The 13,037-nt window shown below is 45.2% G+C and carries 9 protein-coding genes; 8 read left to right on the forward strand and 1 reads right to left on the reverse strand.

The genetic code is table 11. From position 1 onward, the window contains the following. Positions 1-43: 43 nt before the first annotated feature. From HUS26_RS17740 to argF, 8 genes are all read left to right on the forward strand, one after another. Positions 44-1,351 carry a lysine N(6)-hydroxylase/L-ornithine N(5)-oxygenase family protein gene (locus HUS26_RS17740; RefSeq protein WP_173918901.1) on the forward strand — a complete coding sequence of 436 codons (1,308 nt, stop codon included), beginning with the start codon at positions 44-46 and terminating at the stop codon, positions 1,349-1,351. Between the two features lie 224 nt (positions 1,352-1,575). After that, positions 1,576-2,610 carry an N-acetyl-gamma-glutamyl-phosphate reductase gene (gene argC, locus HUS26_RS17745; RefSeq protein WP_173918365.1) on the forward strand — a complete coding sequence of 345 codons (1,035 nt, stop codon included), beginning with the start codon at positions 1,576-1,578 and terminating at the stop codon, positions 2,608-2,610. 25 nt (positions 2,611-2,635) lie between these two features. Continuing rightward, entirely contained in the window at positions 2,636-3,862 is a 1,227-nt protein-coding gene (argJ, locus tag HUS26_RS17750; RefSeq protein WP_173918366.1) for a bifunctional ornithine acetyltransferase/N-acetylglutamate synthase, read from the forward strand. Next, positions 3,825-4,637, forward strand: coding sequence for an acetylglutamate kinase (argB, locus tag HUS26_RS17755; protein ID WP_173918367.1), 813 nt, complete (start codon positions 3,825-3,827; stop codon positions 4,635-4,637). The genes argJ and argB overlap by 38 nt, the downstream gene beginning before the upstream one ends. Beyond that, entirely contained in the window at positions 4,634-5,791 is a 1,158-nt protein-coding gene (locus tag HUS26_RS17760) for an acetylornithine transaminase (protein ID WP_173918368.1), read from the forward strand. The genes argB and HUS26_RS17760 overlap by 4 nt, the downstream gene beginning before the upstream one ends. A gap of 85 nt (positions 5,792-5,876) precedes the next feature. Further along, positions 5,877-6,941: a carbamoyl phosphate synthase small subunit gene (locus HUS26_RS17765; RefSeq protein ID WP_173918369.1), complete on the forward strand. Its 1,065-nt coding sequence runs from the start codon at positions 5,877-5,879 to the stop codon at positions 6,939-6,941. After that, positions 6,934-9,954: a carbamoyl phosphate synthase large subunit gene (locus HUS26_RS17770; protein ID WP_173918370.1), complete on the forward strand. Its 3,021-nt coding sequence runs from the start codon at positions 6,934-6,936 to the stop codon at positions 9,952-9,954. The genes HUS26_RS17765 and HUS26_RS17770 overlap by 8 nt, the downstream gene beginning before the upstream one ends. Before the next feature lie 10 nt (positions 9,955-9,964). After that, positions 9,965-10,903, forward strand: coding sequence for an ornithine carbamoyltransferase (gene argF, locus HUS26_RS17775; protein ID WP_173918902.1), 939 nt, complete (start codon positions 9,965-9,967; stop codon positions 10,901-10,903). Between the two features lie 694 nt (positions 10,904-11,597). Here argF and HUS26_RS17780 read toward each other — a convergent pair. Next, the gene (locus HUS26_RS17780) at positions 11,598-13,010 is read right to left on the reverse strand and encodes a Na+/H+ antiporter NhaC family protein (RefSeq protein ID WP_173918371.1); all 1,413 of its coding nucleotides are present in this window, start codon (positions 13,008-13,010) and stop codon (positions 11,598-11,600) included. Positions 13,011-13,037: the final 27 nt, after the last annotated feature.

The following is a 13,037-nucleotide window of genomic DNA, read 5'->3' on the forward strand; positions in this document are numbered from 1 at the left end:
CTGAAATCGGCGGATTTTCAGAAAAAGGAGAAGTGAATAAGTGATGACACAGCATGAAAAAATGTACGACTTAATAGGAGTAGGGATTGGACCTTTTAACTTAAGCCTTGCTGCTTTACTGGATGAAATAGACGAAGTGGACAGTTTGTTTTTTGAGCAGAGAGAGCATTTTGACTGGCACCCTGGAATGTTAATTGAAGGGACGAAGCTGCAGGTGCCTTTTCTTGCGGATCTTGTCACAATGGCTGATCCAACGAATAAACACAGCTTTCTTAATTACATTAATGAGAACGATCGCATGTATCAATTCTATTTTCTTCAACGGCTTGATATTCCCCGGAGAGAATATAACGACTACTGCCAATGGGCGGCCCACAGGTTAAACAGCTGTAAATTTGGTAACCGTGTAACCCGCATTCAGCATGTGCAGGAAGAAGAATCTTATTTTAAGGTAGATGTTGAGAGTGCATCCGGCGATTCTGTAACGTACCGGACAAAGCATGTCGTTATGGGAACAGGAAGTGTACCGGCAATGCCTAAATCATTTAGAGGGCTGCCAAAAGAAGATGTGTTCCACACGGCTGATTATGTACCCAATCAGGACCGCTGCAAAGATGCTGAATCTGTAACCGTAGTTGGGTCAGGACAGAGTGCAGCAGAAGCATTTCGAGAACTGCTAAAAGAACAGCGTGAACATGGATTCCGCCTTGATTGGATTACCCGCTCCGCAGGGTTTGAGTCTATGGAAGAGTCGAAGCTGAGTCTCGAGCATTTTTCGCCGGATTATGTGAATTATTTTTATCAGCTTCCTCAGGAAGATAAAGACAGAATTTTTGCTACCCAAGGCCTGTATTATAAAGGCATCAGTAATCACACCATTGAAGATATTTACAATCTTTTATACGAGTATTCCATTGGTGATGATGAGTTAAATGTCGGCCTGCAGGTTTTAACAGAAGTCAAAGGGATAGAGCCTAAAGGCGGTGGGTACGTTCTTGACTGCTTCCACTGGCAGAAAAAAGAATCCTTTCAGCACGAAAGCGATGTTGTGGTTACAGCTACAGGTTATCAGCCCAATATCCCCGAATTTGTGCATTACTTAGATGACTTCATTGAATGGGATGACCATGGACGGTATAAGGTAGAAGCGGATTACCGTCTGAAAAAAACTAAGGATGTACCGAATGAGATTTATGTCCACAGCGGGATCTCTCATTCCCACGGCGTAGGATCAACAAACCTAGGACTGGCTGTGCACCGAAATAAAGTCATTATTAACCACCTGGCCGGCCGCGAAATTTTCAAGCTGCCGAAAAAAGGAATTTTTCAATCGTTTGATATTCATAAATAACTCAGTAAGCTGCATGGCGTGAACTATTTAAAGGTTCATGTTCATGCAGTTTTTTTTATTCTTTTTTGAAAACGCTTACTACGTGATGGATACAGGATTTTTAATTTTTAAGTATGCAAAACTACAAAAAACACTGTTGACAGATTTTATTACACGAGTAATAATAGCATAAATATACGAAAATTATAATATTTATACATACAGATAAAAGAGGTGAAGAAAGATTGGAGACAGGTATTGTTGGCGCGACAGGATATGGCGGTGTAGAGCTGTTCAGGTTGTTATCAGGACATTCAGAAGTAAAGAATATTCATCTTTACTCTTCTTCCCAGGCAGGTGAGTTTTTTGAAGAAATATACACTCACGTGAATAATCAATCACACGAGCTTCAGCCGCTTCAGCCGGAAAAAATGAAGCAGGAGCTCGATATTATTTTCCTTGCTACGCCCCCCGGTGTTTCCAGTGAACTGACACCGAAGCTTACGGGCGGAAAAGCAAAAGTGATCGATCTTTCCGGCGATTTACGGCTGAAAGATCCCCAAACCTATACAGATTGGTATAACAATGCGGCTGCTCCTCAATCAGTGATTGAAGAAGCCGTTTATGGACTTCCAGAGTGGAATAAAGAAAATATTCAGTCAGCATCTGTAATTGCCAACCCGGGCTGTTATCCGACGGCAACATTGTTAGGACTGGGACCGGTTATCGAAAAGCAGATCGCTGATCCGGGCCGTATCATCATCGACGCCAAGTCAGGAGTATCAGGAGCCGGAAAAAATGCCAGCCCTGTCACTCATTTTGCCCATACTCAAGAGAACTTTCGTATTTATAAGGTCAATCAGCATAAACACATTCCTGAAATTGAGCAGCAGCTTAACCTATGGAATGAGGCGTCAAAACCAGTGACTTTTTCAACACACTTAGTTCCAATGACGAGAGGAATTATGTCAACGATCTATGTGGAGCCGGTCGCAGATGATTCACTGGAAAGCATTCACGAGCTGTATCAGCAGACCTATGAATCCCATCCGTTTGTTCGTGTTCGCAAGCTTGGAGATTTTCCAAGCACCAGGGATGTATACGGCTCAAACTACTGCGATATCGGGCTGGCCCTGGATGATCGAACAGGCCGTCTGACGATCGTGGCTGTGATAGACAACTTAATGAAAGGAGCGGCCAGTCAGGCTGTTCAAAATATGAATCTCGTATCAGGAATTGAAGAAACAACGGGACTTAAGCATGTTCCGGTATTTCCATAACAGTTAAAGGAAAGGGAGAGAGCGATTGATTCAACTAACGGACGCAGGCAATATCAAGAAGGTGGAAAATGGTACAGTTACGTCGCCTAAAGGATTTGTTTCAGGAGGGCTGCACTGTGGGCTTCGACGATCAAAAAATGATTTTGGACTATTAATGAGTGAGCAGCCCGCCTCCGCAGCGGCCGTTTACACACAGAGTCATTTCCAAGCTCCGCCACTTAAAGTTACACAAGAGAGTATAGCTTCTGAGCAGAAGATCCAGGCGGTGGTAGTCAACAGTGCGATTGCCAATGCATGTACGGGAGAAGAAGGTCTTTTGAACGCCTTTCAAATGCGGGATCTTATCGCTAAACGATATGAGATACCGGCTGATTATGTGGCTGTTGCTTCCACAGGAGTGATTGGCGAGCAGCTCGATATGGAGAAAATTACGTACGGAGCACATACCGTCGAGATGGATCATAAGGAAGCGCACGCTTTTCAGCAGGCGATATTAACAACAGATACGTGCGAAAAATCCTCCTGTTTTCAATTAGAAATAGACGGACAGACGGTAACGGTTGCCGGAGCGGCTAAGGGCTCAGGCATGATCCATCCGAACATGGCTACAATGCTCGGTTTTATTACGACAGATGCCAATATTGAATCTAAGCATTTACAGGCAGCTTTAAGCCATTGTATCGATCAGTCTTTTAATCAGATTACGGTGGATGGAGAAACTTCCACAAATGATATGGTGCTCACACTTGCAAATGGCAAAGCCGAAAACGAGCCCCTGTACCCAGAACATAAGCAGTGGAAAGACTTTCAGCAGGCTCTATTACTCGTATGTGAAGACCTCGCGAAGCAGATTGCGAAAGATGGAGAAGGAGCCACGAAGCTGATTGAAGTAAATGTAAAAGGCGCGAACTCTGAAAAAGAAGCTAGAGCTATAGCGAAGAAAGTTGTAGGATCAAATTTAGTGAAAACGGCTGTCTATGGGCTGGATGCCAACTGGGGACGGATCGTCGGGGCGATCGGCCATAGTGAGGCAGAAGTTGCTGCTGAGGAGTGCGATATCTATATCGGCAGCCAGCTGGTCTTCAGCAGAGGAACACCGCATCCATTTTCTGAAGAACAGGCGACAGAGCACATGAGCAAGGATAAGGTGAATATCCAAATAAACCTGCATCAAGGCACAGAAGCAGGAACAGCCTGGGGGTGTGACTTAACCTATGACTACGTCAAAATCAATGCAAGCTACCGGACATAAACCGGTGATTGTTGTGAAAATCGGCGGCAGCATGATTGATCAGCTGACCGATCACTTTTACAAAAGCCTGGCAGCCCTGACAGATCGATACCATTGCGTAGTCGTACACGGCGGCGGACCGGCCATCACGGCTCTGCTTAAGAATTTGCAGATCGAAGGAGAATTCTACAATGGACTGCGCAAGACGACTCCGGAGACGCTTGAAGTTGTAAAAATGACGCTCGGCGGAAAGGTCAGCGCCCAGGTGACATCGGCTCTTTGCAAGCATGGAGTTGCAGCACTTGGTTTAAAGGGAAGCGATGGCGGCCTTTTGAAAGCTGGTTTAGTCGATGAAGAGAAGCTCGGGCTGGTTGGTGATATTGAACAGGTGAACACTTCTCTTATCCATCAGCTCCTCAATAGCGGCTATCTGCCCGTCATAGCACCACTTGCTGTGACGGTCGACGGGGAAACAGTAAATGTCAATGCGGATAACGCGGCGGCTGCGGTAGCTGACGCTTTACAGGCAGAGAAGCTGATGTTTGTCACAGATGTACCCGGTATTTTAAACGGAGAACATATTATCGAGCGCATTACCCCGCCAGAGATTCATAGTTTAATGGAGTCAGGTGTTATATATGGAGGCATGATTCCAAAAGTGAACTCAGCCATTGAAGCGTTATCGGCAAAATTAAAAGAGGTGCTTGTTGTCAGCGGCGAACAGTCACTGCTCCAAGATGGAGTTATAAAAGGTACAACGATTTATCATGAGTTAAAGGAAGGAGCGGTACGATGAGTTTATTTCCTACTTACAATCGATTTCCATTTACGATTGAGTCAGGAGAGGGGACGGTCGTCCGGGATGATCATGGAAAAGAATATTTAGACTTCGTTTCCGGAATTGCTGTCTGCAATTTAGGTCATCGTCCGTCTGTCGTCAAGAAAGCCATCCAGGATCAAATGGAAAGAGTATGGCATGTCTCAAATTTATATCAAATTCCGATCCAGAAAGAAGCGGCTCAGCTGCTTACAGAAGCTGCAGGTCTTGATTATGCGTTTTTCTGTAACAGCGGTGCGGAGGCTAACGAAGCAGCAATTAAGCTGGCCCGAAAGCATACAGGAAAAGATAAGATCATTACGTTTCAGCAGTCGTTTCACGGCCGTACATTTGCGACGATGAGCGCGACCGGCCAGGAAAAAGTACAGGAAGGATTCGGCGCACTGCTGCCGACATTTGAACACCTTCCTTTTAATGACACAGACGCCGTTTTAGAGCTGAATGATGACAGTGTAGCCGCCATTATGGTCGAAGTCGTTCAGGGAGAAGGCGGCGTCGTAGAAGCTGAGGAGTCTTTTTTACAGGCGATTGAGAATAAGTGTGCTGAATTAGGCGCTTTATTAATCATAGATGAAGTGCAGACGGGAGCAGGGCGTACAGGAACTCCATTTGCTTTTCAGCATTATGGATTATCTCCGGATATTATTACATCAGCAAAGGGGCTCGGGAGCGGTTTTCCGGTTGGGGCGATGGCAGGAAAGGCTTACTTAAGTGAATCTTTCTCTGCAGGATCCCACGGCTCAACATTTGGAGGTAACCCGCTCTCATCAGCAGCTGTAAAAGCTACCCTGTCTACAATCTTTAATGACCAATTTTTACATGAAGTTAATGAGAAAAGCAGCTATTTTATGAAACAATTAAAAGAGAATCTAGAAAATGTCCAGGGAGTAGCGGAGGTTCGCGGAAAAGGGCTGATGATCGGGATAGAAGTTGACGAACAGGCGATTGATTATGTTCATAAACTTCGAGAAAAAGGGCTTCTTGCTGTACTGGCTGGACCTAAAGTCGTGAGGCTCCTGCCTCCATTGACTGTCAGCTATGAGGAACTCGATCAAGCGGCAGAGATGCTGCAGACGACACTGAGTAAGCAATCAGCCAATCTTAAACTTTGACAGGGGAGTAACCTGCAAAGTTTTTTTGCGGCATTATATGTATTAATATACTATTTAAATTATAAATATACGGTGAGGTGGAACTATGCAAGGGTTTCTAACATTAGAAAAAGGTCAGGTGTTTGAAGGCGAAGCTTCATCCAGCTGGCACGCTCCAATTGAAGGAGAAGTTGTTTTTTATACAGGGATGACAGGCTACCAGGAAGTTTTAACAGACCCTTCTTATCGCGGGCAAATCGTAGTCTTCACCTATCCTTTAATAGGCAATTACGGCATTAATGAAGCAGATTCAGAGAGCAATCAGCCGCAGGTCAGCGGTGCTGTAATGCTTCAATGTTCTGATTCAGCCTCCCATTACCAGGCGACCATGACGTTAAAGGAATATCTTCATAAGTGGAATGTTCCTTTTTTAACAGGCGTGGATACAAGAGAAGTAACGAAAGCCATCCGTACAGAAGGCTCCTGTCAGGCTGTAATGGCTCATGAATCTCTAAAACCGTCTGATACAAAATCAATCGGCCAGATCTTTCAGGCTCATGATCCGGAGGTTAAGAGTTACGGAAAAGGAGAAAAGCATATCGCCCTTATCGACTTTGGCTGCAAGACTTCCATTCTCGATAAGCTTCTTGAAAAAGACGTACAGGTGACCGTTGTTCCTTTTACAAAAATAAAGGAAGTGCATCAGCTTAACCCAAATGGAGTTGTGCTGTCCAATGGACCAGGAGATCCAAAAGATGCTTCCCATTATTTAACGGATTTAAAAGAGGTCCTGGAAAATTATCCGGCTCTGGGAATTTGTTTCGGCCACCAGGTCATGGCGCTCGCGTTTGGCGCGAATACGAAGAAGCTTGCGTTTGGCCACCGCGGTGCAAATCACCCGGTAAAAGATCTTCAGTCCGGGCAGGTTTTTCTTACTTCCCAAAATCACAATTATGTGGTTGATCGTGAAAGCCTTAAACATACAGTGCTTGAAACGAGCTTCGTTAATGTAAACGATGGATCAGTGGAAGGACTTATGCATCCATCGAAGCCGATTCTATCGGCTCAATTTCACCCTGAAGCGAACCCGGGGCCAGAGGATGCCCAATGGGTCATTGATGAATTTTTCGCCATGATGTCTTCGAAGAAAGGAGCCAAAGCGTATGTCTAAGAAGGTGCTGGTCATCGGTTCAGGTCCGATCGTTATCGGGCAGGCTGCTGAGTTTGATTATTCAGGAACTCAAGGGTGTCTTGCCTTAAAGGAAGATGGCCACGAAGTTGTGCTTGTTAATAACAATCCGGCAACAATTATGACAGACACAGAAGTTGCCGATATCGTGTACTGCGAACCGCTTACTGTAAAAAGCATTGAAGCAATTATAAAAAAAGAACAGCCCGATGCGGTCCTCGCCGGTCTTGGCGGACAGACAGGCTTGAACTTAGCGGTTGAAATGAATAAGCATGGTCTTTTTGATAAATACAACTTAGAACTGCTTGGCACGAGTGTTGCCTCTATACAGCAAGGAGAGGACAGAGAGCTGTTTAGAGAACTAATGCAAGAGCTTGGGCAAGCCGTACCTGAAAGCCGTGTCATTTCAAGTGTAGAGGAAGCCATTGAATTTACTGAGGAGTTTGGTTTTCCAATCATCAGCCGTCCGGCTTATACGTTAGGCGGCCGCGGGGGCGGTATTACCGATAACCTTGAGGAAATGAAGGACCTGATTCACAACGGCTTAAAAGCTAGCCCGATCGGCCAGGTCATTATAGAGAAAAGCATTGCTGGATTTAAAGAAGTGGAATATGAAGTCATGCGTGATGCGAAAGGCACGTGCATCAGCGTCTGTAACATGGAAAACTTTGATCCCGTTGGGGTGCATACAGGAGATTCTATCGTAGTGGCTCCGTCCCAGACGCTTACGGATCAGGAATACCAAATGCTGCGCACGGCTGCTTTTAAAATTATTTCAGCTCTTGAAGTGATCGGCGGCTGTAATGTTCAGTTTGCTCTAGATCCTTACAGTAAAAAATATTATGTCATAGAAGTGAATCCGCGTGTCAGCCGGTCTTCTGCCTTAGCTTCAAAGGCGACGGGTTATCCAATTGCTAAAATGGCGACAAAGCTGGCTCTTGGATATTCACTCGATGAATTGATCAATCCTTTAACAGGAACAACATACGCCAGTTTTGAGCCAGCCTTGGACTATGTCGTCGTTAAGTTTCCGCGCTGGCCTTTTGACAAGTTTTCCAATGCGGACCGTAAGCTTGGAACTAAAATGAAGGCGACAGGCGAAGTGATGGCCATCGACCGTACACTTGAAGGGGCCTTTCAAAAGGCGGTTTCATCGCTTGATCAATCTGTGCCTCAGCTTAAAGAAGAAGAGCTTTATGACCACTTAAACAAGCCGACAGACCTGCGTTATTTCGCGATATTGGAATTGCTGAGAAAAGGCGTATCAATAGAGAAGATTCATAAAGAGTCAGCGGTCGATTTATTTTATTTGCAGATAGTAAAAAATCTAATCGATACAGAAGAGAAGCTTCAGACTGACCAGCTGGATAAACAACTGGTAAAACAGGCGAAAATCAGCGGCTTTACGGACGCACAAATTGCACAGCACAGCGGCCTATCGTCTGAGAAGGTTAAGGAAATACGCGAGGAATTCAGCATTAAGCCGGGTTATAAGATGGTCGATACATGTGCAGCTGAATTTGAAGCAGCGACGAATTATGTATATACCACCTATTCAGGAAGCAGTGAAATAGATCCGCTCCCCCCCAATAAAAAAGCATTAATCGTTGGATCCGGACCGATTCGAATCGGACAGGGAGTAGAATTTGACTATAGTGCAGTCAAGGCGATTGAAAGCTTGAAGAAATTGGGCTGGACAACGGTGATGATCAACAATAATCCGGAAACCGTAAGTACTGACTATACGACAGCTGACCGCCTGTACTTCGATCCGATTAACAAAGAGGTAATTGAGTCTATCGTAGAACATGAAAAGGTTGATCTTGTCTTCACACAATTCGGAGGGCAGACAGCGATTAATATCGCTGAAGAATTAGAAAAAGCAGGGATACCGTTAGCGGGAGTAAGTGTTGATACGATCGCCCAGCTCGAGGATCGTGAGCAGTTTTACTCCATGCTTAAAGAGCTCGGTATTCCGCATATTCCCGGATCAACGTGCCATAGCATGGAAGAGGCTTTAGAAGCAGCGGCTTCCTATTCTTATCCTTTACTCTGCCGTCCATCATACGTTATTGGCGGCCAGGGGATGGTGAAGGTAAACAGTGAAGCAGAATTAGAAGCGGCTTTAAAAGAAACCGAGTCCCATCACTATCCGATCGTTCTCGATCAATTTATGACAGGGCGTGAAGCGGAGGTTGACCTCGCAGCAGATGGAGAAAATGTATTCATTCCTGAAATTATGGAGCACGTAGAGCCTGCGGGCATCCACTCAGGAGACAGCATGGCCGTTTTCCCATCACAGGATTTATCCTTAGATACGAAAACAGCGCTTATGCGGTACGCGCAAAGCATTGTCCAAAAGGTGAAGTATAAAGGGATCATGAACATCCAGTTTCTACTCACAGATGATAAAATTTATGTGCTGGAAGTAAATCCGCGGGCCAGCCGGACAGTTCCTATCATCAGCAAAGTGTCAGAGGTATCGATGATTGATTTAGCTGTGAAGGCCTTAGTGGATGATCCGGAGTTAAACCTTACGAATATCAGCCAGCCGGATTTCGGCCTAGTCGCTGTTAAATATCCGCTCTTTTCATCCCACGCACTTCCTGAGCTGGATCATAAGCTTGGAGCTAATATGCTTTCCACGGGAGAAGGCATGTGCTTAGGGCAGTCTGTAAAAGAAGCGATGGCTAAGGTCTTTGAACATTTGCCAAGTCCTTATGAAAATGAAGAAGTCTGTTTAATTGATACACCTAATCTGGTCAAAGGCAAATCGAGTGATCTCAGCTTTTCAGACTGGATTCAGGCAGAAGATGCACACGTTTATATGAATGACCAGGATACAAAAGAAGCGGCTGATAAGAGAATACAAGCATTAAAGAGCGGCATCACTGTATTCAGCCAGGCCGACACCTTTAACGCATATATTGATTCATTAGACGGGAACCCCTATCAACCAGCCCCGCTGCCGGGGAAGAAAGAGGAGTGCGTATAATATGAACTTGATGGAAGAAATGATCACACACCCCCATACGCTTAAAGGACGTAATGTCTTAACATGGCTCGATTTTACGCAAAATGACGTTTCGCAAATTCTTGCTAAAGCACAGAACTTAAAAGAAAAACCTTATAACAGTATGCTAAATGGCAAAACGCTCGGTATGATTTTTGAGAAATCTTCCACTCGGACGCGTGTTTCCTTTGAAGTTGGCATGACCCAGATGGGAGGCCATGCGGTTTATTTAAACTCCCGTGATATCCAGGTGGGCAGAGGTGAAACAATCGCTGATACAGCTAAAGTTTTATCGAGATATGTAGATGCTCTTATGTTTCGAACGACTTCCCATGAGAAATTGACAGAGCTTGCTGAGCATGCCACGGTGCCTGTTATTAATGGATTATGTGATAAGTACCATCCATGCCAGGCGCTGGCCGATATCTTTACAATTCTTGAGCTGAAAGGGCGCTTAGCAGGAGTGAAAGTCGTATACCTGGGTGACGGCAATAATGTCGCTCATTCCTTAATGATCTTAGCTGTAATGATGGGGATGGAAGTCGTTATTTCCTCACCAGAAGGATATGAACCTGAAGCATCGATCTTAAAGAAGGCAGAAGAGGCCGCTAAGGTAAATAATGGTTCGGTAAAAGTGGAACATGATCCTGCAGCTGCCGTTCAAGGAGCTGACATCGTTTATACAGATGTCTGGGCGAGCATGGGGCAGGAGGAAGAAGCAGAAGAACGACACAAGGCACTAAAAGGCTACCAGGTTAACGATGAACTTCTGCAGCGTGCCAAAGAAGATGTTTACTTTTTGCATTGCCTTCCTGCGCATAGAGGAGAAGAGGTCACAGCTTCCGTCATTGACGGTGACAAATCCGCTGTTTTCCAGCAGGCAGAAAACCGCATGCACGTACAAAAAGCGATTTTGCAGTCGGTTATTTAACGGAGTAAAACTCCTTACTAGAGGGCGGCTCCGGGAGCGTGGAAAAAAATGATTAAAAGATACGACTGTAGAGAAACCAAATGCTTTTTAGACGACCGACTATTCTTTCGAAGGAAAAGTGCAAAGAGCTCCGGGAAACGGATCGCTTTCCATGGGCGTACGGTGAGCTTCCTTAAGGCTTCGCCTTTTAGGGATCTCACCGTTTCCCTTCGCTCTTTCCTAATAAGTTTTTCTCTCTCGTTCTATTAGCTCTCTTCCCGGGGTCTACACTCTTAAGGATCCAAAGTACCTGGTAAAAGGTCAGCTGATTCCTCTTCTCGAATGAGGAGGATTCCATTCACCTTTTTCCTTGTAATGGGAAGGAACAAGCGAGACTCCTGCGGGCGCAAGGCTGGCAAGACCCCACAGGGCTTAAAAGCCCGAGGAGACTTGCCGTCTTCCCCGTGGAAAGCGAGGTGGTTCCCGACCCATTAATCCACTTTTATGACCAATGAAATCCTGCCTGCCGCGCTAGGCTTTAACAGGAAACTCCATGAGATAAAATAATTGAGACTTTCTCGACAGCCTAAACCCCGCTAGAATTATCTAGCGGGGTTTTTTAAATGAGAATTTTAACTGCTATTTTATACTGAAAAGTAAGTGAGAATCCTGCGGAAAGTGATCCGTTTACCCGCCTATAAGGTATCAACAAAGCCTAAGCAAAAAAGGAGAGGGCGAAGTAGCCGGCAGCTGCTACACCTGCCGCAATTAAAGCAGGTCTAAGCTTGAACTTCGCGTACTCTATCGTATTAAGATCCAATATTCCTGCAGAAGTATTCGTATCATCACTAAGAGGGGAAGAAAAGGCACCGAACGTACCGCTCGCAAATACAGCACCGATCGTAACAGGAATCGAGCTTCCGGCCGTTACAGCAATCGATAAGGCGACAGGCATTAAGATTCCCCACGTTCCCCAGGCAGATCCAATAAAATAGGACAGACCGCAGCCTACAACAAATACGACGACCGCCACAAAACTGGCTGGAATCCAGTCAAACGACTGAGAGATTGTACCGGCAAAATCAAGAGCTTCTGTGCCCTTGCTTAATCCCCAGACCATTGCCAGCAGCAGAATGACCGCCATCATATCATTTCCTCCGTCAATTAAACCGTCCATCATCCGTTTCAGGTGTTCCTTTTTAAATTTTAAAAAAACGACGAGCCAGACAATCGTAACAACGACAGACAACACCATCGCATCTAATACACCGTCATTAATCAGTGCTCCAAAGCCGCTTTTTCCACTTTCTACACCGATGACATACATGAATAGAAACGTTAGAACGATCACGCTGATGAGCGGAGCGATTAAGTTCCACGGTTTTGCCGGAAGATCTTTCATAACGGCAGGGTGGCAGTCCTCCCAGCGGTCATCTTCCTCTGCCAGCTTTTCCTCAGGTGTTTTTGGTTTATCATTTGCTTTCTTTTTGCTGCGATGAAAAAAGCTTAGATAAAAGCCTAGGATCAGCATAGAGAAGGCAAAAAAGTTAAACGGAATGCTCTGAAGGAAGAGGGTATACGCGTCACCGCCGGTATTCGCCTGCTCGAGTGATAATTCGATGACTGATGTCATATAGCCGACGAACGCCGTAGCGACAGGAATTAATACAACGAGCGGAGTAGCCGTAGTTTCAATAACGAAGGCTAATTCCTGTTTAGACATCGGGATCTTTTTTCGCATCGCCTTCATGACGGGTGCGATTGTTACGATTCGAAAGCTTGGTGCGGCAAATGTTCCAACTGAGGAAAGCCATGTCAGCATAAACGCTCCGCGCTTGTTTTCAATTCGTTCCGTCGCCGCCTGTACGAAGCCTTTAATTCCGCCGGACATACGAATTAAACCGATAAGAGCTGAAAAAGCATATAAAAATATTATAATTTTCAAGTTTGCTTCATCAGACAAGCCTGCCATGATGAACTGAAGAGTTTGAAGCATGCCATTAAGCCAGTGAGGGTCTACTAAATAACCAGAGACAACCACCCCAAACAACAAGCTTGGAATTACTTGTTTTGTCCAAATGGCCGCGATAATTACGACAACAAAAGGAAGGACTGATAACCATTCCATATAGCCACCTCTTTACGATGCTAACTT

The sequence above is a fragment of the Halobacillus sp. Marseille-Q1614 genome (assembly GCF_902809865.1).
Taxonomy (GTDB): Bacteria; Bacillota; Bacilli; order Bacillales; family Halobacillaceae; genus Halobacillus_A.

What these genes read in the sequence shown, in the direction of transcription:
- HUS26_RS17740 (WP_173918901.1), top strand. Translation starts at nt 44, where the DNA reads ATGACACAGCATGAAAAAATGTACGACTTAATAGGAGTAGGGATTGGA.
- argB (WP_173918367.1), top strand. Translation starts at nt 3,825, where the DNA reads ATGACTACGTCAAAATCAATGCAAGCTACCGGACATAAACCGGTGATT.
- HUS26_RS17760 (WP_173918368.1), top strand. Translation starts at nt 4,634, where the DNA reads ATGAGTTTATTTCCTACTTACAATCGATTTCCATTTACGATTGAGTCA.
- HUS26_RS17765 (WP_173918369.1), top strand. Translation starts at nt 5,877, where the DNA reads ATGCAAGGGTTTCTAACATTAGAAAAAGGTCAGGTGTTTGAAGGCGAA.
- HUS26_RS17770 (WP_173918370.1), top strand. Translation starts at nt 6,934, where the DNA reads ATGTCTAAGAAGGTGCTGGTCATCGGTTCAGGTCCGATCGTTATCGGG.
- argF (WP_173918902.1), top strand. Translation starts at nt 9,965, where the DNA reads ATGGAAGAAATGATCACACACCCCCATACGCTTAAAGGACGTAATGTC.
- HUS26_RS17780 (WP_173918371.1), bottom strand. Translation starts at nt 13,010, where the DNA reads ATGGAATGGTTATCAGTCCTTCCTTTTGTTGTCGTAATTATCGCGGCC.